This window comes from Corynebacterium sp. BD556 (assembly GCF_038452275.1).
In the GTDB taxonomy this organism is placed as follows: Bacteria; Actinomycetota; Actinomycetes; order Mycobacteriales; family Mycobacteriaceae; genus Corynebacterium; species Corynebacterium mayonis.
This window is the reverse complement of sequence record NZ_CP141643.1, coordinates 315,957-342,589: the sequence shown is the minus strand read 5'-3', so window position 1 is coordinate 342,589 and position 26,633 is coordinate 315,957. Positions and strand designations below refer to the sequence as shown.

The following is a 26,633-nucleotide window of genomic DNA, read 5'->3' as shown; positions in this document are numbered from 1 at the left end:
AAACCCCCGCACACAAACTATCGGACACTCTCCACGTCCGTCTTCAAAAGCCGCGAATCAAAAGCACCACCCCCTGCCTCAAAGTAGCCAGACTCATGCTGCTTATCGACGCCTCCCAGCCCGACAACCAACCCCATCTGGCACCATCAACCACACCAAAGGGATACTGGGTTTCGTCACATCGTTCCGCCGGACTTCTGGCTGCCCCACCCTTAAAACGCGGGTGTCCCACACCCGTGGAAACTGATGTCTCGCGACATTGTTCCTCCATACTGAACGAATCGAGAAACCAGCGCCGATAGTCATCATTGAAACCATGCTCGCCACCGGCATGCCCCAAGCCGAAACAGCCAAACACTGCTGCGTCACAACACGCTACGCACACGGCGGGCTGCAAACACTGACCCCCACACAAACCCACGCGCCACCAGTGCACACGTCGTCGAGCGCATACTCCAGCTACGCCGAAAACTCACCAACCACCCACACGATCCGCTGGCACTTCGAACAAGAACACAGCGATCCGCTCCCTGCGCCAGCAACAATTCACCGCATCCTCACAAACTACGGCCACGTCACCTCCCTGCCACACAAGCGTCCCCGCAGCTCATGGATCTGATTCCAAGCTGACTTACTCAACGAAACATGCCAAAAGAATTACAGCAACTGGATCATCGCCGGCCACCGACGCGGAGCCCTCCTCACTATTTTCGACGACCACTCACGCGACGTCCTGGCATGCACAGCGTTTTGCAACGCAACCGTCACCACAAAAGCCTTCAAAACCACACTGCGGGGCACCGCATCGCCCGCTACACAACGACCCCCGACAAGATCTCCTACAACCAAAAAGACAACAAACTCAACCCAACCCCGGGCAACAAAAACAAAAGAAGCCCCGAGACATAACCGGAACTACGTCTCGAGACTTCACACCGTGCCCCCAGTGGGACTCGAACCCACACTGGGTCGATTTTAAGTCGACTGCCTCTGCCGATTGGGCTATAGGGGCGTTCCCAGATAGTTTAAGGCCATCCGGGTGCTGTGAGGTAATCGGGTTGCTACTCGCTGAGGCTGAACACTTTTTTCTTTTCTTCGCCTGGTGCCACCCCGGTTACGGAAGTTTTCTCCACGTCGAACATGTCGGAAAGGAAGTCGGCGACCCATTGAAGCAGGTCGACGTCACGAAGCGTGGGCTGGTTGACACCTTTGTCCACCCGCGGGAAAGGAATTTGCACAGCCTTGGCGGCGGCGCGGAAGTTCGCCCCCGGGTAAAGGCGTTTGAGGCGGACCTGTTTGGAGTCGGGAAGCTCAACAGGCTGAAACTTGATGCGGGTTCCCTGAACCAAAATGTTCGCCACCCCGGCTTTGCGGGCCTGGTGGCGCAGGCGAGCCACCGCCATGAGGTAGTCCACTGGGGTGGGAAGCGGTCCGAAACGGTCGGTCATTTCCTCCTTGACTTTGCTGAGGGCAGCGTCGTCACGCGCCTCGGCGAGTTTGCGGTAGACCTCGAGGCGGAGACGTTCTGAGTTGATGTAGGTTTCGGGAATGTGGGCGTCGACAGGCAAATCGATGCGGATTTCCTTCGGTCCTTTGTCGGTGGCGTCGAGGGGCTGCCCTGTCATCATCGATTTGAAGGTCTCTACAGCCTCACCTACCAAGCGAACATACATGTCGAAACCGACTCCGGCGATGTGGCCGGACTGTTGTGCACCGAGCACGTTTCCGGCGCCGCGCATCTCCAGGTCTTTTTGTGCCACGGCGATGCCTGAGCCCAGCTCGTTGTTTTGGGCGATGGTGGCCAGGCGGTCGTAGGAGGTCTCGGTGAGCGTTTTGTCCTTTGGGTAGAGAAAGTACGCGTAGGCGCGTTCTCGGGAGCGTCCCACGCGGCCGCGTAGCTGGTGCAACTGACTCAAGCCCATGTTCTGGGCGTTTTCCACAATTAGGGTATTGGCGTTGGCGATATCGAGGCCAGTTTCCACGATCGTGGTGCACACCAACACGTCGTATTCACGGTTCCAGAAACCCTGTACGGTCTGTTCGAGGACCTGCTCCGACATTTGGCCGTGGGCGACCACCACCCGCGCCTCCGCCACGAGTTCGCGCAGTTGGCGAGCGGTTTTTTCGATGTCGGAGACTCTGTTGTGGATGTAGAAAATTTGGCCGTCGCGAAGCAGCTCGCGGCGAATCGCTGCCGCGATTTGTTTGTCCTCCTGCGGGCCCACGTAGGTAAGAACTGGGTGGCGGTCCTCCGGCGGGGTGGTAATTGAGGTCATCTCGCGGATACCGGTCAGTGACATCTCAAGGGTGCGCGGGATGGGAGTGGCGGTCATCGTGAGAACATCGACATGCGATTTCAACGCCTTGATGTGCTCTTTGTGCTCCACGCCGAAGCGCTGCTCCTCATCTACTACGATCAACCCGAGGTTTTTCCAATGCACACCGGTTTGCAGCAAGCGGTGGGTGCCGATGACGACGTCAACGGAGCCGTCGGCAAGCCCGGCGAAGATCTCCTTCGACTCTTTCGTGCTGCTAAAACGCGACAACTCCCGCACGGTGACTCCGAAGCCTTCCATGCGTTGGTTGAAGGTGGAGAAGTGCTGTTGGGCAAGCAGCGTAGTGGGTACGAGCACCGCCACCTGTTTGCCATCCTGTACCGCCTTGAACGCGGCGCGGACCGCCACCTCGGTTTTGCCGAAGCCCACATCGCCGACGATTACGCGGTCCATGGGCGTGGGCTTTTCCATGTCCTCCTTGACGGCCTCAATGGCTGTGAGCTGGTCTTCCGTCTCGACGAAAGGGAAAGCGTCCTCCATTTCTTGCTGCCAGGCAGTATCGGGGGCGAAAGCGTGGCCGGGCGCGGCTTGGCGTTTGGCGTAGAGCTCGATCAGCTCGCCTGCGATCTCGCGGACGGCGGCGCGCGCTTTGCTTTTCGTTTTCTTCCAGTCTGATCCGCCCATTTTGCTTAACGACGGCTGTTCCCCGCCCGAATATCTACTCAAAAGATCAAGCGACTCCATGGGCACCCACAGTTGGTCGTTCGGTTGTCCACGCTTGGCCGGCTGGTATTCCAACACGATGTATTCTCGGCGCGAGTCCTCGTCACCAGCTTTAACGGTGCGCTCCGCCATTTTCACGAACTTGCCGATGCCGTGCGTGTCATGCACCACGAAATCACCTGGTTTCAGAGCAAGTGGATCCACACGATTGCGGCGGCGCGGGGCGCGGCGTTTCGCGTTGGACAGGTCACCTACTCGGTTGCCGGTTATATCCGTCTCTGTGACCACAACCAGGTTCGGATGCGGAAAAACCACCCCCGCGTGCGACAGCGCCTGATAAAGAGTCACCGCCCCTTCAACTGGCTCCATCCCTGCGGAGGCGAGACGCGCCGAGATGCCGTGCTCGCGCAGACGCTCCGCCATGCGCTCAACGGTGCCCTTGCCTGGGGCGATAAACGCCGCCGACGCTCCGTTGGTCATAACATGGAGCTTCAACGTGGCGTAGAGCTGCTCAATCGCTTTCGTGTCGCCCTTCGGTGCCGGCGCGGCCTCAAACTCCAACGGCAAAGTCTCCGAGTCGTCAGCGCTGAACATACCTGGTGGCGCGAAAGTCCACCAAGCATTGCCTGCTTGACGGGCGGAGGCCTGCAAGGACTCGTACGAACGGTAGGAACTTGCCGAGACATCAAGTCCTTCCACCGCCACCGGGCCTGCCGCGCCCATTGCGGCGGCTTCCCATCCCGCCTCCAAAAACTCCCGGTCGGTGTTTTCCAGATCCTTGATGCGTGAGCGCACCTTTTCCGGGGAAGTCACCAGCACAATCGAACCTTTGTCAAGTAGCTCCGGCACCGCCGCGAAAGGCTGATCTGTCAGCGCTGGGATGAGCGCCTCCATCCCATCAACGTAGGTCTTTTCCGAAATGCGGGTAAGCATCTGCACCAGTGTCGGATTCGCTGGGTAATTCTCAAGCAGTTGCTTGGCTCGGGCTGCGACGGCGTCGTCGATAAGCAACTGCCGAGCCGGATACAAATCGACGCGTTCAATATCAGCGATGGTGCGCTGGTCAGCCACCGCGAACGTGCGCATGTCGGTGACCTCATCGCCCCAAAACTCGAGGCGGACAGGGTGAGCGAAAGTCGTCGGAAAGATGTCGATGATCCCGCCGCGCGTAGCGAACTCACCACGCTGCGCAACCATATCCACATGCTTGTAAGCTAAATCGACCGCGCTGCGACTCAACTCCTCAAAGTCGTACTCCCCATCAACCTTAATGCTCACCGGCTTCACCGGCGGCAACACCGGCTGGCACGCCGCACGAGCCGCAGCAACGATCACGCGCGGCATCTCCCACAAAACCTTCGCACGCTTGCCGACGACATCCGCAGCCGGCGACAACCTTTCATGCGGCAACGTCTCCAGCGAAGGCAACTGGGCCACATTCTCCGACCCAATCAGAGCCTTTAACTCCGCAGTGAGATCCTCAGCCTCATGACTGGTGGCAGTCACCAACAGCACTGACCTCTCGCGGGCAAGCGCCGCCGCAGCCCAACTGCGCACCTGGTCGATACCCGTAATGTGAAGGGATCCCTCCCCCACGTTGTTGACCAGCCCCTGCAGCTTCGGATCCTTAAGCGCAGCAGCCAAAAGACCGCTGAGCATGGGAATGGTCTCAGTCATTCATCCTCCGTTGAATTGGACTGTATGTGTTCACTATCTTCCCGCTGTTGCGTCTCCGCAAAAACATCCGGCACGTGCCACGGGTTCCCAGACGGCTCCGGACGCTCCGGATCAATCTTCGGGGCAGCCTCCATCCCGCTCAACCCGTTCCAAGCAAGGTTAGAAATGTGAGCGGCCACTGCAAACTTGTCCGGTGAACGCTCATCCAACCACCACAGTGCCGTATTGGAGGCGGTACCCACAATCGCCTGCGCATACAACGGAGCAATCGTCGGATCTAACCCACGGTGCTTAAAAGCCACGCCCAAAAAGCGAGACACTTGAGCGATCGACTTATTCAACATCGTCGAAAACGTCCGCTCCTGCCCTGGCACCTGACCGTGAACAAGGAGAATAAAACCGTCGGTGTTTTCCTCCACAAACGTCAGCACCGCAACAATAGCCCCCTCAATGCGCTCGCGCCACCGCCCATGGGCGATCGCTTCGAGGATCATCACCTCAAGCTCGGCGGTGTCCTCCTCAACAATCGCCTTGTATAGCCCATCCTTGCCCCCGAAATGCTCATAAACGACAGGTTTGGACACACCGGCCCGAGCCGCGATCTCCTCCACAGACACACCGTCAAGGCCGCGCTCAGCAAAAGCCGCGCGACCAATTTTAATTAGCTGAGCCCTGCGTTGGGCACCAGTCATACGCTGTCGAGCCATGCCTTCCACCTTACGGAAACACACGCCAGACCTGGCGATTAGGCTTTACGGGCGACTCCGCTACAATGAAACCCGTCTTTCCCCATGGTGTAATTGGCAACACTACGGTTTTTGGTACCGTCATTCTAGGTTCGAGTCCTGGTGGGGAAGCTTTTTCTTGCAGTTGGTGGGAGTTTTGGGCCTGGTAGCTGGGGGTTTCTTCGCACCCCTTTTACATAACTTCCACCTTAGTGTGAGTGCTCACCCGCGAACTTGAGGTTGACTTCGTCGCCGGGTGCAGCCACCACAAACTGCCCCATCATTCCTTGGTCTTCGTGAAAGAGCATGTGGCAGTGGTACATGTATGCCAGTGTCGGGTCAGGATACCAGCCGATGTCTACGAGGAGTTTGACTGTGGAAAGTGGTGGCACGTTGATGGTGTCGTGCCAGCCTTGGGTGAATTCAATGTTGCCGTTGTGGACTTCCATGACTTGGAAGCGGGCGTTGTGGATGTGGAAGTTGTGCGGCCAGTCGGGGTTTTCGTTGGTGATGGACCAGATTTCTGGGGAGTTTCGCTCGACGATGAAGTCAACTCGATCCATGTCCATTGTTTGCTCATTGATCTGGAAGCCGTTGAGTCGGAACTCGCGCTCGACGGCTCCCGCCGGGTCGAGATTATCAACCTCGACGAGTTTTCCTAGTTGAACTGGCTCTTTGACCTCTCCCGCTGGCCCTCGAACTTCAAGCAGGTCGAAGCGCTCACGCAAGCCGAATCCATCAGCGGTTGCGCCCTTTTCTAGTCCGCCGTTGTCGGCCACGCCGATGGAGCGCAGCGTGTAGGTTTTGTCCTTCTCCAGGTTCAGGATGATTTCGGCTCGCTCGCCTGGGCTGAGCAGGATGGCGTCTGCCTCTACGGGTTCTTCCAGTAGTCCTTGGTCGGTGGCAACCACCTGCATCGGAACACCAAAGGAGAGATGGTGAAAGCGCATGGTGGCGCCGTTGACTAGGCGGAAGCGGACTTGGCCTTCTTCTGCCTGGAAGTAAGGTTTGGTGATGCCGTTGATAAGTGGGGTGGTGCCAAGCAGTCCGTAGGTGGGGTCGATTGTTTCGTCGAGTTGGCCGCTGGTGAATTTTGCGTCGGTGATGATGACGGGGATGTCGTTGACGCCGTAGTTTTTTGGCAGCGCGGTGGCGTCGGAGGCTTCGTCGGCGACGATGATGCCTCCGGCGAGTCCCCGGTAGGCGTGGAGCGCGGAAACGCCGTGCGGATGGGGATGGTACCAACAGGTTGCCGCTGCTTGTTCCACCCTCCACGTTGGGTTCCAGCTCTGCCCGGGGTCGAATACGAGGGCGGGGCCGCCGTCGGCGGCGGCCGGCAGATGGAGGCCGTGCCAATGCACTACGGTTGGCTCGTCGAGCTCGTTGTGTACCGTCATGTCGATTTTTTCGCCGCGGCGCATGTAGAGCGTCGGACCAAGCCATGCGCCGTTAAATCCCCAGGTTTTGGTTTTCTGTCCGGGAACAATTTCGAACTGGCCGCTCTGCGCGGTCAGCTTAAAAACTCGGGTATCGCCGCGAAGCTCACCTTCGTAGAGCGGTGGGATTGGCAGTTCGCGGGGTTCTGCGTCAGCACCCGCGGGGGTTGCCTGCCCAGGGATTGGTCCGTGATTTGGTGTGCAGGCCGCCACCGCTGCCGCTGTGGCGATCAGCATCCCTTTGAAAAATGTCCGGCGCGTAAGACTCACGTTCCAACCTCCAGATCCGGCTTAGCCTTGGCTTAGCTGCGGGTACCTTCTTTCTTGACCCTACTATTTTCTCCCATGACGGACGCCAATAAACCTCCACAGCATGAGGAAGCTAACGCCCGCCGCTTTATCTGGTCCAATGGCTTGCAAGGCATCGGCGACCAGATCGTCGCCTCTAAGACGGTTTTGCCGTGGCTTTTCACCTCCGCCGGAGTGCCCCCGGCTTTTACCGCCATGCTCGTTCCTATCCGCGAATCCGGTTCCATGTTGCCGCAGGCTGCTTTGAGCCCGTGGATCAGTTCCAAACCGCAGCGCAAGAAGCTGTGGTTGATTGGTTCGCTCGGTCAGGCTGCCGCTGCGGCGGGGATTGCGGTGGCCGCGATGCTTTTCGACGGCCCCTTGCTCGGCCTCACGGTCATTGTTTTGCTCGCCGTTTTGTCTGTGTTCCGGGCTGTCTGCTCGATCACAGGAAAAGATGTGCAGGGGCGCACGGTGAGCAAAGGTAGGCGCGGGCTCATTACCGGGCGTGCCACCGCATTGTCTGGAGCGTTCACTTTGGCCATCGGCTTGGGGTTGATGGTTTTGCCGAATGATTTGCCGCGGTGGGTTGTAGTTGCCCTGCTCGCGGGCGGCGCGGCGACGTGGGTTGTGGCGGCTGCTACCTTCGCCCGTATTAAGGAGCCTGCGGGTGGCCACAAGGTGGAGGAAAAGGACACGGGTTGGTTCCGCGCCACAGTTGATTTGCTCCGGGGTGATAAACCCCTGCAGAAGTTCCTGGTTGTTCGCTCGCTCATGTTGGTGACCTCCTTGTCTACGCCTTTCATCATTGTGCTGGCACACCAGCAGGGGCAGGACTTGACGGGACTCGGCGCTTTCGTCATCGCTTCTGGCGGTGCGGCGCTTTTGGGGGGCAGAGTTTCCGGTATGTGGTCCGACAGGTCCGCAAAGACAACGATGGCTTTCAGCGCGGCAGCAGCGTCTGTTGTTTTGCTTTTGTTGGTGGTCTGTGCCCGGTGGGCGTCGTCAAGTGTGAACGCGTGGGTGATTCCGCTCGGTTTCTTCCTCGTCAACCTCGCGCATACGACTGTGCGCGTATCGCGCAAAACCTACCTCGTCGACATGGCCGAAGGCACGCGGCGCACCATGATTACGGGCGCTTCAAATACCGTCATGGGCTTGGTGCTTTTGGTCATGGGGGCGGTGACTTCGGCACTGTCTTTCTTTGGCCCCTCAGTGACCTTGGTTTTCTTGGCGGTGATGGGGCTAGTTGGTGTGTGGTGCGCGTCTGATCTTGAGGAGGTCTCCCAGCGTGGAGCCTAGGCGTTATGCTGTTTTTCATTGTCGCTTTAACCACATTGTTGTTGCGAACAGAACCCGGAAATTTATAAGGAGAATCGCCGAGTGTCTCACTGCGAATGCGCCGTAATCGTCCTCGCCGCTGGCGCGGGGACCCGCATGAAGTCGGATAAGCAAAAGACGTTGCACGAGATCGGTGGACGCAGTTTGTTGTCGCACTCTTTGCACGCTGCGGCCTCTGTTAGTCCCTCCCACTTGGTCGCCGTGGTCGGACATCAACGCGATCAGGTTTCACCCGCGGTGGAGAAGATCGCAGAGAAGATCCAAACCCCAATCCTGCAAGCGGTGCAGGAATCTCAAAACGGCACCGGCCATGCGGTTCAGGTCGGCCTTGAGGTGCTGCCGGGTTTCGACGGGACCGTGGTTGTCACCAACGGCGACGTTCCCCTTTTGACCGGTGTAACCATCCAAACCCTCATTGACGCCCACGTCTCCGCCTCCGCGGCTGTGACCGTGTTGTCCCTTGAGCTCGAAGATCCGACTGGCTACGGTCGCATTATCCGCGATGGTGCGGGCGCGGTGCAGGCCATCGTCGAGGAAAAAGACGCCACGGCTCAACAAAGGCGCATTACCGAGGTCAACTCAGGCGTGTTCGCCTTCGACGCTGCTGTACTTCGCGACGCCTTGACACGCATTGACACCAAAAACGCCCAAGGTGAGCTTTACATCACCGACGTTGTCGGAATTGCCCACAGCGACGGCAAAGTTGTTAATGCTTTTACGGCCCCGGATGCCCGTGAGCTTGCGGGTGTCAATGACCGTCTCCAACTCGCGGACGCCGGCAAGGAACTAAACCGCCGCACTGTCGAGCGTGCCATGCGCTCCGGCGCCACCGTCGTTGACCCTGCCACCACTTGGATCGGTGTGGATGTCGAGCTCGGTCGCGATGTGATCATCCACCCGAACACGCAGTTGTGGGGGCTAACAACCGTGGGCGACCGCGCCGAGATTGGCCCTGACACCACCTTGACTGACATGGAAATCCATGAAGACGCCAAGGTTGTGCGCACTCAGGGCGAGCGCTCGATCATCGGCGCCGGCGCCTCCGTCGGCCCTTTTACCTACATCCGTCCCGGCACGGAGCTCGGCGCTGGTGGCAAGCTCGGTGGCTTTGTCGAGTCGAAGAACGCAAAGATCGGCGAGGGCTCCAAAGTGCCTCACCTGACTTATATCGGGGATGCCACTGTCGGACGCGAATCCAACATTGGAGCTTCTAGTGTCTTCGCTAACTACGACGGAGTTCGGAAGCATCACACCACCATCGGCGACTATTGCCGCACCGGCTCCGACACGATGTTCGTCGCCCCGGTCAATGTCGGTGACGGCGCATATACCGGCGCGGGTACAGTAGTGACTAAGGATGTGCCGGCTGGTGCGCTCGCCATCAAGGAGGGCTACCAGCGCAACATTGAGGGCTGGGTGGAGAAGAACCGCCCTGGCACGGACGCGGCAAAGGCCGCTGAAAAAGCACGCGAAAAGTAAGGATGACCATGACCGGATACTCCACCGAAAGCCACAAAGACCTCAAGCTTTTTTCAGGCCGGGCACACCCCGAGTTGGCTGAGTCTGTTGCCAAAGAGCTCGGCATTGAGCTGGTACCCACTACAGCGCGCGACTTCGCCAACGGTGAGATCTTCGTGCGCTTTGAGGAGTCAGTCCGCGGAGCCGACTGCTTCGTTATGCAATCCCATGCCCAGCCGCTGAACAAGTGGCTGATGGAACAGCTCATCATGATCGATGCTCTCAAACGCGGCTCCGCCAAACGCATCACCGCGATCCTGCCGTTTTATCCCTACGCCCGCCAGGACAAGAAGCACCGCGGCCGTGAGCCGATCTCTGCCCGCTTGATCGCTGACCTTTTGACCACTGCCGGCGCGGATCGTATCGTTTCGGTTGATCTGCACACCGACCAGATCCAGGGTTTTTTCGACGGCCCGGTCGACCACATGCACGCCATGCCGATTCTTACGGATTACATCCGCGAGAAGTACCCGATGGACAACCTGTGTGTCGTCTCCCCTGATGCGGGACGTGTAAAGTCCGCCGAGAAGTGGGCCAATGTGCTCGGCGGCGCGCCGATGGCTTTCGTTCACAAGACCCGCGACGTGGATGTGGCGAACAAGGTCGTGTCGAATCGCGTCGTCGGTGAGGTTGAGGGCAAGGACTGCATCCTCATGGACGACATGATTGATACCGGCGGCACGATTGCTGGCGCCGTCGGAGTGCTCAAGGACGCGGGCGCCAAGTCGGTGCTTATCGCCACCACCCACGGTGTCTTTTCCGATCCGGCCCGTGAACGTCTAAATGAGTGTGGCGCGGAGGAAGTCATCACCACTAATACGCTGCCGCAGTCTACTGAGGGCTGGAGCAACCTGACGGTGCTTTCCATTGCTCCGCTGCTCGCCCGCACGATTCGCGAGATTTTCGAAAACGGTTCGGTGACCACCCTGTTCGAGGGCCACGCCTAAGCTTTTCGACGATCACAAAACCCGCACCCCCGAGAAAGGCTAGAGTTTCCCGGGGGTGCGTTTCGTGCGCCAGGCGGCTTCGGTCTAGGTGTGGTGTTCGCGCAGCTCGGCGATAACATCGCGAGCGGTGCTAATGCCTTTTTCAAGGGCGCCGTCGACGCACACTCCGCGCCAACCGAAAGCGTAGTCTGAGCCGGCGAAGTGGAGCGCGGTGTCGCGTTCGGAGAACTTGCTCCAACCTTCGGTGAATTGTCCTTTGCGCAGGGTTCCCCAGGCTTGGCCGGCCCACTTGTCTGCCACCCAGTCATGGCCCGTAGCGTCAAGCACTTCGATGTCATCTCGCCACTGGTTCATGATTTCCTGCGCGTCTTGCACCGAATTCAAGTCGACATTGGAGGCGTCGAAACCGAAGCCAACGAGGATTGTCGTGTCGTCGTCCATGAAGTATTCGGATCGCACGACGGACATTTTGTAGGGCTTCGGCGCGTAACCGAGGAACTTGTGGTGGCCCTTGACCTTAATCCAGATTTTGGCGCCTTCGGAGTTCCAGCGCGCCTTTGCGACTTTTTGCACGGCCTCCGGTAGCGGCGGATCGAAGTGAACATTCGGCAAGGCGCCCACTGGCACGGTGCAGATGACAGCGTCGGCTTGGATGGTCTCGCCGGATTCGGTGGTGACTGTCGCGCCGTCCGCGCGGTGCTCGATCTTTGTGACCGGGGTCTTGAGGCGGATCGGTCCTGTCAGATCTTGCGCAATGGAGTTGTAGAGCGACTCCATGCCGTGGACCAGCTTGTATTTGAGGGTGATGTCCTCCATGGTGCGGTAGCGGTTATCGGACAAAGATCCCCAGTGTTTAGCCATCAGGCTAGAGCCGTTGTCGGGGTCGCCGATGTAGCCCGCGCACCAAAACGCTTCGACGAGGTCGATGGTTTCCTGGCCAAATCCTTTCTCGCGCACTATGTCGACTGCGCTGCGCTGGTCATCTTTCAAAAAACGCTCTCGGATCTCCTTCGGTCCGTCGTAGTTTTCCGACATAATCCACAACGGATCCAACGGGTTGTTGAAGTACTCCTCATTGTCCTCGAAGGTCGCCTCTATCGCCGGGGTTAGTTTCGCGTCGAGCTCGTCTTCGCTGCCGCGGACGACACGCCCCTCGGTGATCCAATGGGCGTCGTTGCCAGAGGGGGAAGGTTCGATGTTCTTGCGTTGGCCGTACCGCATGATCTCGCTCCAGACGTGTGCTTGGAACCAGTGCACCCACGTTGCGCCCAGCTCAAGTTTGCGGCCCATGCGTTTTTCCGTCCAGGCGCGTCCGCCGATGCGGTCCTTCGCTTCGAGGATCTCGTAGTCGATGCCGCAGGTTTGCAACTCACGTGCGGCGACAAGGCCTGCGAATCCAGCGCCGACTACGACTACTTTGGGGGTCTTTTGCGTGGCTGTCATGGTTGTGTCCTTTCTCGGTGTGGGAGGCCGACCTAGCCGCGTCGGCGGCCCGGGGTTTGCCTGCGTTGATCGGAGATCTCGCTTTGCTCGTTCGGTCAGCGAGGAGCGTGCGGAAAATGACTCATCCGCTTGTGTTCCGTTTCACGAAATTGGCGCCGTTTTGGCGCAGATCACTTTTCGCTTGTGCGCCACATTAAACGCCTAGGTTTTTTGCTACAGGGGAAAACTCCGATGCTGCACCTAAAGTCGAAACGCTGTGCACCCATCGACAAAGCCCCACCTAAAGCATGTCTTTCGGCATTAGCCGCCCCAAATCACCGGTACGCATGAGCAGTGCTCCCCAGATCAGACCGATAACTCCAGATCCGACGATGACGGCCGGCATCACCCACACGACCACGGGGTTTTCCGAATCGACCATGAGGTTGAAGTTCACCAAGATCAGCGCTGTGACCGCGAACATCCCCACCCCTGCTAGCACCGGCGCAACGACTCGCGGAAACGCCCCCCATTCGGGATGCACTCTGCGCGCCCACCCACACACAGCGAAACTGGTCACGCCAACTAAGAAAGTTAGGCCGAGAGCGGCCGCGTTAGTAAACCAGGTAAACAGCGTCATCACCGGAAATAGCTCACCGAGCTCAGAACCACGGCCCGCCAAAGCAAAGATTGCGACTACGACCGCGGATAAAACGGATTGGCAGGCGGATCCCACTACTGGGGCTTGGGCTTTGTTGATGCGGGAAAACGCCGCCGGCAACACCCCGGCGCGTCCGGTGGAGAAGAAGTAGCGCGCGGCTGCATTGTGAAAGGCGATGAGAGCTGCGATGAGGCTTGTAATGAAAAGAAGATTGGTCACAAGAGCGAGTGCCGGGCTGTACCGACCTATCCAGTCGAAGACTAGGTCCGGGCCGAGTTGCTGGGCATTCTCAACGATCGACGAGTGCCCCACCGCTACCTGCAACGCCCATGAGCTGAAAGCGTAGAACAAAGCGACAATGCTGACCGCTATGTAGGTGGCACGAGCAACGGTGCGCTCGGGATCGCGGGTTTCTTCGGAATAGATTGCGCCGGATTCAAATCCCATGAAGGCGGCCATCGTAAATGCCAGCAGCACTCCGACCCCGGGCGTGAGAAATTCACTTGCCCGCCAACCGTGGGTGGTGATTCCCTCTGGAGCGACTATCAGACCCGCAACTGCGAAGGCTCCAACCACAAGGAATTCCAAGGCGACGATGACCCCGAGGACTTTCGCGGAGAAGTCGATGTTGTTGACGCCCAGGACGGCGACGACTACCCAGCCGATGCCTCCCATCACCCACCACGGCAGGTCTATGCCGGTGAGTTCAAGGAGGGCGATTTGCGAGGTGAACCCGAACAAGCCGTAGAGACCGATTTGCATGAGGTTGTAGGAAACCAGTGCCAGAATCGCGGCGGCTATACCTTGCCGCAAACCCAAGCCATGGGAAATATAGACGTAGAAGGCGCCGGAATTTTGGATCTCGCTGGACATGCGGGCGTACCCGACAGAGAAAAGGATGAGGACCAATCCGATTGCGACGTAGCCCAACGGAATCCCGAGTAAACCTGACACCGCGTAGCTCGTTGGTGCGCCGCCCGCAAGTACGGTCAGCGGCGCTGAAGCCGCGATGATCATAAATACCAGGCCAGCCGTGGACAGCGTTGCTCCCGGCCGGGCGACGTCAGCTTCTCCCACTGCGTGTTTGCTAAGTTTGTGCGTTGACATCAGACACCTCCAAAGTTGTGTTATTGCCACACTTGTTGAGAAAAATTGACCCAGATCACATGATCAGTGAGGGCAACACTATGTGGCTTTAGCCCCCGTCCAACACGCTTTTAGCCAAGCGGTGCACCAAATGAGCAGCAGGTTTGCACGGAAGCACAAAAGTGCCCGCATCCTCGAGGCTGGAGGATGCGGGCACAGCGCGGGCGTTTTTATTCGCTCAGGTTGCGCCCCTGGATTCCCTTCGGTACGGCGAGGACGCCGAGCAGGGAAATGAAGCAGACCACTGCGATGTAGACACCGATGTAGATGGCGTTTCCTGTGGACTCGAGAATCAACTGTGAGATCATCGGTGCGAATGCACCGCCGATGATGGAGCCGAGGGCATAGCCGATGTTGACTCCGGACAGGCGCACAGAGGCGGGGAACATCTCGGCGTAGAGGGCGGGCTGTCCGCCGTAGGTGAAGCCGAGCATGCTGCCCAGCACGATCGTGCCCATGGCGAACAGGAAGATCTGCCCGGAATCCACCAGGATCCAGGTCGGAATGGACCAGAGGATCATGGCGATGTATCCCCACATGAAGATGGTTTTCCGGCCGACCACGTCGGAGATTAAACCACCGACGAGGGTGGAGAGGAACCAAGCGCCGCTGGCGATGAGCATGATGGCCAGAACTGTTGGGCGTGCAAATCCCAGGACCTTGGAACCGTAGGAGACGAAGAAGGCGATGACCAGATAGCCTGCTGCGTTGTTTCCGGCGAAGATGAGGGCACAGAGTGCGACGAGTTTGGAATGACCGGAAAACAGGTCCTTGAGGGGTGCCGAGGAGCGCTGGCGCAGGTTTTCCATCTCAGTGAACACTGGAGATTCCTCCACTGAGCGGCGGATGAGGAAGCCGACGAAGATGAGCACGATCGAGGACAAAAATGGGATACGCCAGCCCCATGATTCGAATTGTTCGGGCGTCATCGCTGTGGTCAGTGTCAGCATCATAATTGTCGCCAGGATCATTCCCAGTGGCACGCCGAGCTGAGGGAAGGCACCGAAGTAGCCGCGGCGCAGCACCGGTGCGTGTTCGACCGCGATCAACGCGGCACCTCCCCACTCTCCGCCGGCCGACATGCCTTGGATGATGCGCAGGATCACCAGAAGGATCGGTGCGGCGATGCCCAGGGTGGCGTAGGTCGGCAGGATGCCCATGAGGAAGGTTGCCAATCCCATGCCGATCAGCGTGATCACCAGAACGGGTTTGCGTCCCATGCGGTCGCCGAGGTGTCCGGCGAGGATGGCGCCGAATGGGCGAAAGAGGAAGGAAATGCCCAATGATGCCCAGGAGATGATCTGCGCGAGGCCCGGTGACTCGTTGGAGACGGGGTTGAAGAACTGAGTGGCGAAGATGATGCCGGCGGCTTGGGCGTAGATGAAGAAGTCGAACCATTCGATGGTGGTTCCGACTAACGCCCCTCCAAGTACCCGTTTGTGCTCATTGGTGAGCCGCTCCTGCTTGGTCGGTGGCGGTGGGGTGTATGCGCTGGTTGCTTCGTGTGAGCTTGTCATGACATTTCCTTTGCTGTGGATCGGTTTCACGGGTTGTGCCCTGCGAAAAGCGGTTTCGTGCTGGTTATCAACTTGTGGGTCGGTTGTCAACAAGGCGTTTTGCCTTGCCTTCTCCGGTGTCCACCTGCGGCTTTATCACCACGTCGATGGTGATGCCGATGCGGTCCTTGACCGCTTTTTTCAGGGTGCGTTCGGAGCTTTCGATGTCGTCGCTGGTTGCGTGGGGGGCGTGCTCGACGACGAGTGTGAGGTTGTCCATGCGTCCCTTGCGCTCTAGGACGCATTGGTAGCGGGGGCGCAGGTTGGAGTCTTCGGTGATGATCTCCTCGAACTGGCTCGGGAAGCAGTTGACTCCGCGTAGGATGATCATGTCGTCGTTGCGGGCGGAGATGCGGTCGATGCGCCGCATGGAGCGGGCGGTGCCTGGCAGCAGTCGGGTGATGTCGTGGGTGCGGTAGCGGATGACGGGGAAGGCTTCCTTAGTCAGGGGGGTGACAACGAGTTCGCCGAACTTGCCGTCTTCGACCGGTTCACCGGTTTCCAGGTCGAGGATTTCTGGGTAGAAGTGGTCCTCCCAGAAAGTCAGGCCATCTTTGGTTTCTATGCATTCTTGCGCAACGCCTGGGCCCATAACTTCGGACAGGCCGTAGATGTCGGTGGCGTCGATGCCCCAGCCGTTTTCGAGTTCCTGGCGCATACCTTCGGTCCAGGGTTCGGAGCCGAAGATGCCGACACGCAAGGATGTCTCGCGGGGGTCTTGCCCTTCGGCGCGCATGCGGTCAAGGACGTTGAGCATGTACGACGGCGTGCCGAGGATGACGTCGGGCTTAAAGTCGCGCATGATTTGGAGTTGGCGCTCGGTTTGTCCGCCGGATGTGGGAATGGCGGTCGCGCCGAGCTTTTCGACGCCATAGTGGGCGCCCAGGCCGCCCGTAAACAGGCCGTACCCGAAGGTCACCTGAACTTTGTCGCCTGGGCGAACGCCGCCGGCGCGAAGTGAGCGAGCCATGAGCTCGGCCCAAGTTTCAATGTCGTTTTTGGTGTAGGCGACGACGGTGGGAAGACCGGTTGTGCCGGAGGAGGCGTGGACGCGTGCGATCTGGTGTTGCTGGACCGCGAACATGCCGAAGGGGTAATTCTTGCGTAGGTCAGACTTATCGGTCATCGGGAATTTCGATAGGTCGGACAGCTCTTTGAAGTCGTCGGGGTGCACGCCCGCCTCGGCGAAGGCCGTGCGGTAGTGGTCGACGTGGTAGTAGGCGTGGCGCAGCGTGTTTTTCAGGCGGGCCGTTTGCAAAGCTGTTAGCTCGTCCCTCGAGGCGTATTCAATGGAGGTCGACGGACCTTCATTAGTTGAGGTGATGTCGTAGTTTGCGGTCATAGGGCGAATGCACCTTTCTCACATCAAGCTCTTTCGGTGCTTGACCCGCGGGGTGGGGCCAGCACAGACTTACCGACCAATCGGTCAGTAACTTGTGACATAGGCTACATTCTTGCCATATTGTTTTGCAGGGCAATGAAAGAAAAATTTTGCAAATTTTATAAATTTGCAGGTAGGTGCCCCTTAGTTGGCGGTACCGGAAAGCCCCGTCCACACGAATTTCTGCAACATTTCCCCTACCTGGGTAAGTGAGGAAACCCCGTCGGGACGGTACCAATCCACCATCGAATTGACGGTGCCGAAAATGAGTCGCGCTGCCACACCGGGCGTTATGTCGTCGCGTAGCACCCCCGCCTGCTGGCCCTGCGCAACGAGATCAACCATGGCGACTGTGATCTCACGGCGCCGTTTCAAGGCGCGCTGCTCAACCTCGGAGTTGCCGCGCAGTCGCAGCAAGAGGGCAATTTCGGCCTGTCGCTGCCCGACCACCTCGACGGCGCCGTCGATAAGAAAACGCAACTTCTCATCGATTCCGCCTTCCATCTGCTGCGCATTGACCACAATGTCACTCAAAGCGTCAAGCGCGACCGTCGTCGCCTCCTCCAGCAACTGCTCTTTCGATGAGACATGGTGGTAGATCGCTGATTTCGAAATGCCCAAGCGGGTGGCGAGCCCACCCATCGAAGTCGCCTCGTAGCCGCGAGAGAGAAACTCATCAATCGCCGCCGCTATCACTTCTTCTCGGCTGTAGCCCGGCCTCCCCCTTCCCGAACTTGGCTGCTGTTTCCCCGCATGCGGCTTCACGGTGCGGCTCACGTCAACTCCTTAGCTTTTACAGCTTCAAAATCAGTCTCTTTGCCATTGATTATCACCTGAAGCATGACACAGGTTGGCATCGCTGGACTAGGTGAACTTCCACGCTGTGAGCAAGGTGAATATATGCTTACGCAACCAAGCAGTAATCCACGACACAAAGGAGGTTGTTCTGTGAGCGAAATCTTTGGGCCGAATGTCACTTTCACCCCAGACCTTGAAGGGGTCAAGGCCATGTACGAGCAAGACCGTTCTCTCAGACTGTTGGGCATCACGATCACGAGGGTGGAACAGGACCTTATCGAAGGCGAGATGACCGTCACCGCGGAAATGTGTAATGGTTTTAATACCGCACAGGGGGGGATTTTGTTTACTTTCGCGGATGCCTTGTTCGCCGGGGCGTGCAATGGACGCTCCGAGACTCCGACTGTGGCTTCGCAGGTAAGTATTCACTTCTTGTCTCCTGGCAAGTTGGGGGCAAAGCTGCGTGGGCTCGCGCGCCAGACCCGCACTTGGGGCCGCAACGGCATCACGGATGTAACCATTTTCGACGGCGAACGCGTCGTTGCAGAGTTCCGCGGAATGTCACGCACCACTGCCCGTCTCCCCACAGAGAAGTAGTCAGGACCTGCACCTTTAGGCGAAAGTGTTGACTGGATCACTATATTCACATAAACTTACCGACCGATCGGTTAGTTATTCCCTTCCGAGGAGGAAACCATGACCCCCGCCAATCTCTCCCCCGTCGCGGATACCCAGTCCGCGCAACACGTTGCCGCCGAGGGGCAGGCGTTTTTCGACCAACTCATCGCCGATGATTCGCGCATAGAGCCCACCGACTGGATGCCGGAGGCCTACCGCAAGACCCTGACCCGCCAGATCTCTCAGCACGCCCACTCGGAGATCATCGGCATGCAGCCGGAGGCCAATTGGATCACCCGCGCGCCCTCTTTGAAACGCAAAGCGATCCTGATGGCCAAGGTGCAAGACGAAGCCGGCCACGGCCTGTACCTGTACTCCGCCGCCGAAACCCTCGGCACTTCCCGCGACGAGATGGTCCAGCAGCTGCTCGAAGGCCGCGCGAAATACTCGTCCATCTTTAACTACCCGGCTCGTACCTGGGCCGACATCGGAGCTATCGGCTGGCTTGTCGACGGCGCCGCGATCTGCAATCAGGTCCCCTTGTGCCGCGCCTCTTACGCCCCCTACGGCCGCGCCATGGTGCGCATCTGCAAGGAGGAGTCCTTCCACCAACGCCAGGGCTGGGAAATCCTCTACGAGTTGGCCAACGGCACCCCGGAGCAAAAACAAATGGCACAGGAGGCAATCAACCGCTTCTACGGCCCAGCTTTGCAAATGTTTGGTCCGCCGGACGATGACTCCCCGAACTCGAAGCAGTCCATGGAGTGGAACATCAAACGCTTTTCCAATGACGAGCTGCGCCAGCGCTTCGTCGACATGATCGTGCCCCAAGCCGAGGCCCTCGGCCTGCACTTCGAGGACCCAGACTTGAAGTGGAACGAACAGCGCGGACACTACGACTACGGCGAGCTCGACTGGGACGAGTTCAAGTCCGTCATCAAGGGCAACGGCCCACTTAACTCCCAGCGCATGAAGCGCCGCCGCGAAGCCTTTGACAATGGTGCCTGGGTCCGCGAAGCCGCGGCGGCTTACGCCAAGCGAGAAGCCGAGACGAACCACGCGCTCGTTGTCTAGCTCATTTCCGCCACCCGCACGTATTCCAGAAAGAGGAAAATCCATGAGCACCACACCTGACCGCAACGAATGGGTCCAGTACGAGGTTTTCGTGCGCTCCAACCGGGGTTTGTCGCACGTGCACGCAGGATCGCTACACGCAGCCGACGACACCATGGCCCTTCGCAACGCGCGCGACCTTTACACGCGACGCAACGAAGGCACCTCCGTGTGGGTTGTGCCATCGACTTTCATCTCCGCCTCCGACCCCGATTCCAAGGGCGGGTTCTTCGAGTCCTCCAACGGCAAGGCTTACCGCCATGCCACCTACTTCGAGAAGTCTGAAGGGGTGCCCCACCTATGAGTTTTACTTCCCAAGATTCAGCGACCAAGCAATCGCAGGGCGACGCACTCACCCCTGAAGATGTCGTCGCCTCAGGCCAGGTCGCTGATGAGACCACCGCGCACTACGCCGTGCAGCTTGGCGACGACGCCTTGATCCTCGCCCAGCGCCTGGGCTGGTGGATCTCCCGCGCCCCTGAAATGGAAGAAGACATCGCGCTGGGCAATATCGCGCTCGATCTGGTGGGCCACGCCCGGTTCCTCTACAGCTACGCTGGCACCGCCTTCGGCAAAACCGAAGACGACCTGGCTTATTTCCGGGATGAGGAGGACTTTCGCTCCGCTGCGATCGTGGAGCAAGAAAACGGCGATTTCGGCCAGACCATCGCGCGCCAGCTAATCGTCTCCTATTACATGTACGGCCTCTACACAGCGCTGGAGCACTCCACCGACGACATGATTGCCGCGATCGCAGCGAAAGCGGTCAAGGAACTGCAATACCACGTGGACCACGCCAACCAGTGGGTTTTGCGGCTGGGCCTGGGAACTGAAGAATCCGCCCGCCGTATCACAGCCGGCTTGGAATACATGTGGCCTTACGTCGGTGAGCTGTTCGAGGATCTTCCCATCCACGAAAAGGTCGCAGCCTCCGGTGTCGGCGTTTTGCCGTCCTCGCTGCGTGAGGAGTTCGACGCCCGTATCAAGGCGGTGCTTGACCACGCAAGCCTCGGCGTACCGGACGTAGCCCAGGCGATGAGTGGGAAGCGCACCGGACGCTTCTCCGAGTACCGCAGCTACATCCTCGGCGAGATGCAGTACCTGGCACGCCAGCACCCGGGGGCCACCTGGTAGGGGCGCGCCATCGCTGCCTCCCTCTCCTCCGACCCACCCGCGATGAGCACGATAAGGAAAGACCGATGGATACCGAAGGCCGGGCGTTGCGCCCCTCCGCCGAGAAAGAGGGAAAACTGTGGGACGTTGCAGCGCAAGTCCCGGACCCTGAAATCCCTGTGATTTCCATTGCCGACCTCGGCATTTTGCGCGACGCGCACTTCGAAGGCGACACCGCAGTGGTCACCATCACCCCGACCTATTCCGGTTGTCCCGCCATGGGCCACATCACTGACGACATCGAACTAGCGCTCGTCAAGGCCGGTTACGAGGATTTCCGCATCGACACTGTGCTCAACCCCGCCTGGACCACCGACTGGATCACCGAGACTGGTCGGGAAAACCTGCGCAACTACGGCATCGCCCCGCCGCAGGGCGCAGCCGAGCGGCCAGCCGGCCCCGTCCTGCTCACCTTGGGCAAGCGAGCCAGCATTGTTTGCCCCCAGTGCGGCTCCGAGGACACTAAGGAAATCACGGCTTTCGGCTCCACGGCCTGCAAAGCCTTGTACTCCTGCAACAGATGCTTCGAACCCTTCGACTACTTCAAGGTGCACTAAATGACTTCTGCAACTGACACTTCCGCTGCCCCCGCGCGCAAAAAGGCAAAGTTCAACTCCCTCGAAGTTGTAGCCATAACAAAACTGACCGACAACGCCGTCGAAGTCAGCTTCCGCGTTCCCGATAACTTGCGAGAAGACTACAATTACGTCCCCGGCCAGTACGTCGCCCTCCGCGCCACCGTCGACGGTGAGGAGCTGCGCCGCTCCTACTCGTTGTGCTCGGCGCCCGCCGGCGGGATGATCAGCGTGGGAATCAAAAAGGATTTCGGCGGTAAGTTCTCCACCTGGGCCAACGAGCAGCTTCAACCAGGCGACCGCATTGACGTGATGAACCCGCAGGGCGCTTTTACCTCGAAGATTCGCATGACCGGACTCAATGACCCGGCCGCGGTGGAAAAGGAGCTGCGCGACATTGCCAACCCCCGCGTTGTTGCTATCGCAGCGGGCTCCGGCATCACCCCAATTATGGCGATCACGACGACGGTTTTGCGGGAAGTCCCCGACGCACACCTGGAGCTGATTTACTCCAATCGCGGCGGCGGCGACGTCATGTTCGCCGACAAGATCGGCGATTTGAAAGATAAGTACCCTGCGCGTTTCGCGGTGCACCACATCCTGACCCGCGAGCAGCGCATTAACCCGCTGTTTTCGGGCCGGATCGACGATGAGAAACTGCGCGTCCTTCTCGACCAAGTCATCAACGTCGATCGCATTGACGAGTGGTTCCTTTGCGGCCCGTTTGAGCTGGTGCAGTTGTGCCGCGACACGCTCGCCGAGCGAGGGGTCGACGCCAGCAAGATCCGCTACGAACTTTTCACCACTGGTACCCCCACCGCGGACCAGGGCAACATGGGCCGGCCGGTCAAGGCTGACCCCAAGGGTGACAACATTGACATTGAGTTCATGCTCGACGGGCTCTCCGGCCAGGTCCAGTCGCCGGTGGCCGCGCAGGAAACCATCCTCAACGCGGCGTTGCGCGTGCGCCCGGACGTGCCCTTCGCCTGCGCCGGCGGCGTGTGCGGCACCTGCCGCGCACGGGTTGTCGAAGGCGAATACGAGATGGACGAAAACTTTGCCCTTGAGCCAGATGAGGTGGCAAAGGGTTACGTGCTGACCTGCCAGACCCGCCCGACGGGTAAGTCCATCACCGTCGATTACGACGCCTGATAAGGAGCCAGTGCATGATCGACCTGACCATCCACACCGCCGGTGACGCGCTCTACGCCGAGGTGGTGCTCAACAACCCGAAGGCGATGAATTCGCTGGCGGAGGCGGACCTCGCAGAGCTCGACGCGGCCTACCGCGAAGCCGCTGACAACAACGTGCGTGCATTGTTTTTGCGCGGAGAAGGCAAGGGCTTTTGTGCCGGGCGAAACATCAAGGGGCTCGATCCGCGCGATGACGACGCCACCGACTACCTCGCAAACAAGGTCACTCCAGTGCTGCGGCGCATGAGCCAGTTTCCGGCCCCGACTTTTGCTGCTGTCCACGGTCCCTGCCTCGGCGTCGGGCTGGGTTTGGCGATCGCCACCGACATTGTCTACGTCGCGGAGGACGCGACAATCGGCTCTCCCTTCGCCAATCTCGGGGCCACCCTCGATTCCGGCGGTCACGCCTTGTTCGTCGAGCGTCTCGGGGCGCACCGCACAATGGATCTCATTGTCACTGCGGACATGATGAGCGGTGCCGAAGCTGTCCAGGCGGGGCTGTTTTCCCGCTTTGTGCCAGCTCAGGAGCTTGTCGAATTCACCCGCGCGACAGTCGAGCGCGCCGCGCAGGGCGCGACGCGGGCCTTTATGGCCAGCCGGGCGCTCGTGCACGACATTCGTGACAACGGGACGGGACTGTGGGCGTCGATAAGCGATGAAAACATCGCCCAGGGTCGCCTCTGCTCCTCCCCTGACTATTTGGAAGGCTTCCAGGCCTTTAACGAAAAGCGCGTGCCGAAGTTCACCGGCGAATAGAAAGGACCCCTGCCTGATGAATGCTCTGTTGGTGTCAGGAAAGCGCACCCCCGTTGGTCGCTACGGCGGCGCGCTGTCGTCGGTTCGCCCCGACGACATGGCGGCAACCGTGATCAAGGCCGTCATTGAAGATGCGGGCCTAGCGCCCGAAGCCGTCGACGAGGTCATCTTCGGAAATGCCAATGGCGCTGGCGAGGAAAACCGCAACGTCGCGCGCATGGCGTGGTTACTCGCGGGCTACCCGGACACGGTGCCGGGCATCACCGTTAACCGCCTGTGCGCCTCCGGCATGTCCGCAATTGGGCTGGCTAGCGCCATGGTTGAGTCTGGGCAGGCCGATGTAGTGGTGGCCGGCGGAGTGGAATCGATGTCGCGCGCGCCCTGGGTGATGGCCAAGCCGGACAAAGCCTTCGCCAAACCCGGAGAGGTTTTTGACACCTCGATCGGCTGGCGTTTTGTCAACCCTGTTTTCGCCGCCCACGAGAAAACAACGTTTTCGATGCCGGAAACCGCCGAAGAAGTCGCGCGCGTCGAAGGTGTGAGCAGGCAAGAAGCCGACGAGTTCGCCGTGCGCTCCCAAACCCTAGCCGCCGCGGCAGTCGCGGCTGGCCGTTTCACCAACGAAATCGTCGCCGTTGAAATCACGGACCGCAAGGGCAACGTCACCGTTGTCGATACGGACGAAGGCCCGCGTTCGGGCACCACGATTGAAGTGTTGTCCAAGCTGCGCCCAGTTGTGGCTGGCGGCAGCGTGGTCACCGCAGGCAACGCATCTTCGCTTAACGACGGTGCCTCCGCCGTCATCGTGGTCAGCGAACGCGCCGCCGAAAAATACGGCCTACAACCTCGCGCTTGGGTGCGCGGTTGCGCGTCGGCTGGCTTGGCCCCGGAGATTATGGGGATGGGCCCAGTCCCCGCAAGCCGCAAGGTCTTGGAAGCAATCGGCTGGGACATCGAGGAAGTCGACGCCTGGGAAATCAACGAGGCCTTTGCCACCCAGTCGGTCGCTTCGGCGCGCAAGCTGGGCCTCGACATGGCCAAAGTCAACCGCTGGGGCGGGGCAATCGCACTTGGCCATCCGCTCGGTTCATCCGGCTCGCGCATCACCATCACGTTGCTCAACCGCCTTGAGCAGGAAGGTGGCCACCGGGGGATCGCCACCATGTGCGTCGGGGTGGGGCAGGGAACTGCCCTCGCGATTGAGAGGATCTAGGACTTTAGATGGCAACAAGTTTCAACCATTTCACCGCGCTTGAGACCGAACAGCGCGAGGATCTCTTTGTCATCCGGCTGTCTCGACCTGAGGTAAAAAACGCCATCGATCAGACGATGGTCGATGAGCTCCACGAGGTGTGCTCGCATTTGGAAAACAACCCGCAGGTGGCGCTCATTGTGGGCACGGAGGGCATTTTCGCTTCCGGGGCAGACATTGCCCAACTGCGTCAGCGGCGCCGCGCCGATGCTCTGCGTGGGATCAACAACACGATCTTCCACCGCATCTCCCAGTTACCGATGCCGGTTATCGCCGCGGTTGACGGCTACGCGCTGGGCGGCGGCCTTGAGTTGGCCTTGGCCGCAGACTTCCGCGTCGCCACGGCGCGGGCGAAGTTCGGGCAGCCGGAAACTGGCCTGGGCATCATGGCCGCTGCCGGCGGAACGTGGAGGTTGCGCGCCGCCGTTGGGGAGCCGCTTGCCCGTGAGATTCTTTTGGCTGGCCGCATTTTAAGCGGCGCAGAAGCCTTGGCTTATCAACTTGTCACCGCTGTTGCTGAGCCTGCGGCACTCGAGGATGAAGCACTGGCTTTGGCGGCGCGCATCGCTAAACAAGACCCGCTGGCGGTGCGTATCACCAAGTCGGTGTTGGCCATGCCGGAGGGAGCTCACCCGCAGGTGGATAACTTGGCGCAGGCGATCCTGTTCGAGTCGGAGGCGAAGTTCGACCGCATGCAGGCCTTCCTTGACCGCAAGAAGAAGTAGACGCAAAAGATTTTTCAACTATTTAAGGAGACTCACTGCCATGAGCGTGCCAGCCAACGTCGGAGTTCTTGGGGGCGGTCGCATGGGCGGCGGCATCGCCCATGCTTTCCTGCTTGCGGGTGCGAAAGTCCACGTCGTTGATGTCCATGATGAGGCTGTCAACGCTGCCCGCGAGCGCATCCACAAAGACATTGAGGTCTCAGTTGCCCGCGGTGCGGAGGGGCGTTTCGCGGACTACGCTGGGCGCCTGAGCTTGTCGACGTCACCTGCTGACTTTGCCGGCTGCGAGGTCGTCGTCGAGGCTGTACCGGAGTCCCTTGAGCTCAAGCGAGCTTCGTTTGCGTCGATTAGTCAGCACGCGCCGCAGGCCGTCATCGCCACGAACACCTCCTCGCTGTCGGTTTCGGAGCTGGCGAGAAGCGTGGACAATGACGTCATCGGCCTGCATTTTTTCAACCCGGTACCGGCCTCTAAGCTGGTGGAGATCGTCGTGGCGGACTCCACGCCCGCCCCGCTTGTCCACGCCGCGCGCACCTGGGTTGAAGGCTTGGGCAAAACACCTATCGTGGTCGCAGACGCACCCGGGTTCGCCTCCTCACGTTTGGGAGTAGCGATCGCTTTGGAAGCCATCCGCATGGTCGAAGATGCCGTGGCCTCCCCGGAAGATATCGACAACGCGATGGTGCTGGGCTATAAGTTCCCCATCGGCCCTCTGGCGCTAACAGATATTGTGGGGCTCGATGTGCGCCTCGGCATCGCCGAGTACTTGGAGTCCACCTTGGGGCCGCGCTTTGCTCCCCCGCAACTGATGCGGGACATGGTCGCCCGAGGTGAGCTGGGGCGCAAAACGGGCAAGGGCTTTTATAGCTACGAGGAGAAATAGTTAAGTCTTGTCCACAACCGCGTTGGTGATGCGCGCGGTGCAAAGCCTTTTGCCGCTGTCGTCCTCGATGACAACTTCGTGGCTGGTCAGCGTGCGCCCAAGGCGAATGGCTTGGGCTGTTGCGGTGACGTAGCCTTCGCGCCCGGAGGCGTGGTGTGTGGCGTTGATGTCTACCCCCACTGCGGCTTTGCCCATGGTGGAGGCGTGGATGACGGCCGCCCAGCTTCCGACGGCCTCGGCAAGCGCGACCATGGCGCCGCCGTGCAGGAGTCCGAGTGATTGCCGGTTGCCGTTGATAGGCATTCGCGCGACCACCCGTTGGGCAGATTCTTCGAGCACTTCAACGCCCATTTTCTTGTCTAGTTCACCCAGTGTGATTGTCCAGATTTCCTTCATCTCATCCTCCCCGCCCGAATCTAATCTTCGTTATACTTTCCATGAATTACCGAC

The 26,633-nt window shown here is 59.6% G+C and carries 22 protein-coding genes, 1 tRNA gene and 1 pseudogene; 14 read left to right on the top strand and 10 right to left on the bottom strand.

What is annotated here, in order from left to right:
* Positions 1-280 precede the first annotated feature (280 nt).
* Positions 281-870 (top strand): annotated as a pseudogene (locus tag VLL26_RS01630) (IS481 family transposase); the annotation flags it as partial.
* A gap of 68 nt (positions 871-938) precedes the next feature.
* On the opposite strand, the gene VLL26_RS01625 reads toward VLL26_RS01630, so the two are convergent.
* From VLL26_RS01625 to VLL26_RS01610, 4 genes are all read right to left on the bottom strand, one after another.
* Positions 939-1,012 (bottom strand) — tRNA-Leu (locus VLL26_RS01625).
* A gap of 49 nt (positions 1,013-1,061) precedes the next feature.
* On the bottom strand, positions 1,062-4,676 hold the full coding sequence (gene mfd / locus VLL26_RS01620) for a transcription-repair coupling factor (protein ID WP_342319402.1): 3,615 nt from the start codon (positions 4,674-4,676) through the stop codon (positions 1,062-1,064).
* Positions 4,673-5,383, bottom strand: coding sequence for a TetR/AcrR family transcriptional regulator (locus VLL26_RS01615; RefSeq protein WP_342319401.1), 711 nt, complete (start codon positions 5,381-5,383; stop codon positions 4,673-4,675). Before VLL26_RS01615 ends, mfd begins: the two co-directional genes overlap by 4 nt.
* Positions 5,384-5,610: 227 nt before the next feature.
* Positions 5,611-7,107: a multicopper oxidase family protein gene (locus VLL26_RS01610; RefSeq protein ID WP_342319400.1), complete on the bottom strand. Its 1,497-nt coding sequence runs from the start codon at positions 7,105-7,107 to the stop codon at positions 5,611-5,613.
* A gap of 75 nt (positions 7,108-7,182) precedes the next feature.
* Between VLL26_RS01610 and VLL26_RS01605 the strand changes: the two genes are divergently transcribed.
* The 3 genes from VLL26_RS01605 (at position 7,183) to VLL26_RS01595 (ending at position 10,931) form a co-directional block, all read left to right on the top strand.
* Positions 7,183-8,427: an MFS transporter gene (locus VLL26_RS01605; RefSeq protein ID WP_342319399.1), complete on the top strand. Its 1,245-nt coding sequence runs from the start codon at positions 7,183-7,185 to the stop codon at positions 8,425-8,427.
* Positions 8,428-8,508: 81 nt separating this feature from the next.
* Positions 8,509-9,945, top strand: coding sequence for a bifunctional UDP-N-acetylglucosamine diphosphorylase/glucosamine-1-phosphate N-acetyltransferase GlmU (gene glmU, locus VLL26_RS01600; RefSeq protein ID WP_342319398.1), 1,437 nt, complete (start codon positions 8,509-8,511; stop codon positions 9,943-9,945).
* Positions 9,946-9,953: 8 nt separating this feature from the next.
* On the top strand, positions 9,954-10,931 hold the full coding sequence (locus VLL26_RS01595) for a ribose-phosphate diphosphokinase (protein ID WP_342319397.1): 978 nt from the start codon (positions 9,954-9,956) through the stop codon (positions 10,929-10,931).
* Between the two features lie 84 nt (positions 10,932-11,015).
* Here the strand turns inward: VLL26_RS01595 and VLL26_RS01590 are convergent, their stop codons facing one another.
* The 5 genes from VLL26_RS01590 to VLL26_RS01570 all read right to left on the bottom strand — a co-directional run bounded on the left by VLL26_RS01590 (position 11,016) and on the right by VLL26_RS01570 (position 17,874).
* Positions 11,016-12,374: a flavin monoamine oxidase family protein gene (locus tag VLL26_RS01590; RefSeq protein WP_342319396.1), complete on the bottom strand. Its 1,359-nt coding sequence runs from the start codon at positions 12,372-12,374 to the stop codon at positions 11,016-11,018.
* Positions 12,375-12,654: 280 nt separating this feature from the next.
* Positions 12,655-14,121 carry an APC family permease gene (locus tag VLL26_RS01585; RefSeq protein WP_342319395.1) on the bottom strand — a complete coding sequence of 489 codons (1,467 nt, stop codon included), beginning with the start codon at positions 14,119-14,121 and terminating at the stop codon, positions 12,655-12,657.
* Between the two features lie 209 nt (positions 14,122-14,330).
* On the bottom strand, positions 14,331-15,677 hold the full coding sequence (locus VLL26_RS01580; protein ID WP_342319394.1) for an MFS transporter: 1,347 nt from the start codon (positions 15,675-15,677) through the stop codon (positions 14,331-14,333).
* A 67-nt stretch (positions 15,678-15,744) separates the two neighbouring features.
* A complete protein-coding gene (locus tag VLL26_RS01575; RefSeq protein ID WP_342319393.1) occupies positions 15,745-17,058 on the bottom strand; it encodes a phenylacetate--CoA ligase family protein in 1,314 nt (437 codons plus the stop codon).
* Between the two features lie 183 nt (positions 17,059-17,241).
* The gene (locus tag VLL26_RS01570; protein WP_342319392.1) at positions 17,242-17,874 is read right to left on the bottom strand and encodes a TetR/AcrR family transcriptional regulator; all 633 of its coding nucleotides are present in this window, start codon (positions 17,872-17,874) and stop codon (positions 17,242-17,244) included.
* A gap of 171 nt (positions 17,875-18,045) precedes the next feature.
* Between VLL26_RS01570 and paaI the strand changes: the two genes are divergently transcribed.
* The 10 genes from paaI to VLL26_RS01520 all read left to right on the top strand — a co-directional run bounded on the left by paaI (position 18,046) and on the right by VLL26_RS01520 (position 26,183).
* Positions 18,046-18,492, top strand: a complete 447-nt coding sequence (gene paaI, locus VLL26_RS01565) for a hydroxyphenylacetyl-CoA thioesterase PaaI (RefSeq protein WP_342319391.1) — start codon at positions 18,046-18,048, stop codon at positions 18,490-18,492.
* Positions 18,493-18,591: 99 nt separating this feature from the next.
* Complete coding sequence (gene paaA / locus VLL26_RS01560) at positions 18,592-19,587, top strand: 1,2-phenylacetyl-CoA epoxidase subunit PaaA (RefSeq protein WP_342319390.1); 996 nt, start codon at positions 18,592-18,594, stop codon at positions 19,585-19,587.
* Between the two features lie 43 nt (positions 19,588-19,630).
* Positions 19,631-19,930 carry a 1,2-phenylacetyl-CoA epoxidase subunit PaaB gene (gene paaB / locus VLL26_RS01555; protein ID WP_342319389.1) on the top strand — a complete coding sequence of 100 codons (300 nt, stop codon included), beginning with the start codon at positions 19,631-19,633 and terminating at the stop codon, positions 19,928-19,930.
* On the top strand, positions 19,927-20,760 hold the full coding sequence (gene paaC, locus VLL26_RS01550) for a 1,2-phenylacetyl-CoA epoxidase subunit PaaC (protein WP_342319388.1): 834 nt from the start codon (positions 19,927-19,929) through the stop codon (positions 20,758-20,760). The genes paaB and paaC overlap by 4 nt, the downstream gene beginning before the upstream one ends.
* Before the next feature lie 65 nt (positions 20,761-20,825).
* Complete coding sequence (gene paaD / locus VLL26_RS01545; protein WP_342319387.1) at positions 20,826-21,356, top strand: 1,2-phenylacetyl-CoA epoxidase subunit PaaD; 531 nt, start codon at positions 20,826-20,828, stop codon at positions 21,354-21,356.
* A complete protein-coding gene (paaE, locus tag VLL26_RS01540) occupies positions 21,357-22,526 on the top strand; it encodes a 1,2-phenylacetyl-CoA epoxidase subunit PaaE (protein WP_342319386.1) in 1,170 nt (389 codons plus the stop codon).
* 14 nt (positions 22,527-22,540) lie between these two features.
* On the top strand, positions 22,541-23,323 hold the full coding sequence (locus tag VLL26_RS01535) for an enoyl-CoA hydratase/isomerase family protein (protein WP_342319385.1): 783 nt from the start codon (positions 22,541-22,543) through the stop codon (positions 23,321-23,323).
* 16 nt (positions 23,324-23,339) lie between these two features.
* Complete coding sequence (locus tag VLL26_RS01530; RefSeq protein WP_342319384.1) at positions 23,340-24,536, top strand: thiolase family protein; 1,197 nt, start codon at positions 23,340-23,342, stop codon at positions 24,534-24,536.
* Positions 24,537-24,544: 8 nt separating this feature from the next.
* Positions 24,545-25,300 (top strand): enoyl-CoA hydratase/isomerase family protein, encoded by a 756-nt coding sequence (locus VLL26_RS01525; protein WP_342319383.1) that lies wholly within the window; start codon positions 24,545-24,547, stop codon positions 25,298-25,300.
* 40 nt (positions 25,301-25,340) lie between these two features.
* Positions 25,341-26,183 (top strand): 3-hydroxyacyl-CoA dehydrogenase family protein, encoded by an 843-nt coding sequence (locus VLL26_RS01520; RefSeq protein ID WP_342319382.1) that lies wholly within the window; start codon positions 25,341-25,343, stop codon positions 26,181-26,183.
* Here the strand turns inward: VLL26_RS01520 and VLL26_RS01515 are convergent, their stop codons facing one another.
* Positions 26,184-26,579, bottom strand: coding sequence for a PaaI family thioesterase (locus VLL26_RS01515; protein WP_342319381.1), 396 nt, complete (start codon positions 26,577-26,579; stop codon positions 26,184-26,186).
* Positions 26,580-26,633: the final 54 nt, after the last annotated feature.

Excerpts from the sequence above, each read along its gene's own strand:
- VLL26_RS01595 (WP_342319397.1), top strand. The coding sequence starts at position 9,954 with ATGACCGGATACTCCACCGAAAGCCACAAAGACCTCAAGCTTTTTTCA.
- VLL26_RS01575 (WP_342319393.1), bottom strand. The coding sequence starts at position 17,058 with ATGACCGCAAACTACGACATCACCTCAACTAATGAAGGTCCGTCGACC.
- VLL26_RS01530 (WP_342319384.1), top strand. The coding sequence starts at position 23,340 with ATGAATGCTCTGTTGGTGTCAGGAAAGCGCACCCCCGTTGGTCGCTAC.
- VLL26_RS01535 (WP_342319385.1), top strand. The coding sequence starts at position 22,541 with ATGATCGACCTGACCATCCACACCGCCGGTGACGCGCTCTACGCCGAG.
- paaC (WP_342319388.1), top strand. The coding sequence starts at position 19,927 with ATGAGTTTTACTTCCCAAGATTCAGCGACCAAGCAATCGCAGGGCGAC.
- VLL26_RS01515 (WP_342319381.1), bottom strand. The coding sequence starts at position 26,579 with ATGAAGGAAATCTGGACAATCACACTGGGTGAACTAGACAAGAAAATG.
- VLL26_RS01580 (WP_342319394.1), bottom strand. The coding sequence starts at position 15,677 with ATGACAAGCTCACACGAAGCAACCAGCGCATACACCCCACCGCCACCG.
- paaD (WP_342319387.1), top strand. The coding sequence starts at position 20,826 with ATGGATACCGAAGGCCGGGCGTTGCGCCCCTCCGCCGAGAAAGAGGGA.
- VLL26_RS01590 (WP_342319396.1), bottom strand. The coding sequence starts at position 12,374 with ATGACAGCCACGCAAAAGACCCCCAAAGTAGTCGTAGTCGGCGCTGGA.
- paaE (WP_342319386.1), top strand. The coding sequence starts at position 21,357 with ATGACTTCTGCAACTGACACTTCCGCTGCCCCCGCGCGCAAAAAGGCA.
- paaA (WP_342319390.1), top strand. The coding sequence starts at position 18,592 with ATGACCCCCGCCAATCTCTCCCCCGTCGCGGATACCCAGTCCGCGCAA.
- VLL26_RS01520 (WP_342319382.1), top strand. The coding sequence starts at position 25,341 with ATGAGCGTGCCAGCCAACGTCGGAGTTCTTGGGGGCGGTCGCATGGGC.
- paaB (WP_342319389.1), top strand. The coding sequence starts at position 19,631 with ATGAGCACCACACCTGACCGCAACGAATGGGTCCAGTACGAGGTTTTC.
- VLL26_RS01585 (WP_342319395.1), bottom strand. The coding sequence starts at position 14,121 with ATGTCAACGCACAAACTTAGCAAACACGCAGTGGGAGAAGCTGACGTC.
- mfd (WP_342319402.1), bottom strand. The coding sequence starts at position 4,676 with ATGACTGAGACCATTCCCATGCTCAGCGGTCTTTTGGCTGCTGCGCTT.
- VLL26_RS01605 (WP_342319399.1), top strand. The coding sequence starts at position 7,183 with ATGACGGACGCCAATAAACCTCCACAGCATGAGGAAGCTAACGCCCGC.
- VLL26_RS01525 (WP_342319383.1), top strand. The coding sequence starts at position 24,545 with ATGGCAACAAGTTTCAACCATTTCACCGCGCTTGAGACCGAACAGCGC.
- VLL26_RS01615 (WP_342319401.1), bottom strand. The coding sequence starts at position 5,383 with ATGGCTCGACAGCGTATGACTGGTGCCCAACGCAGGGCTCAGCTAATT.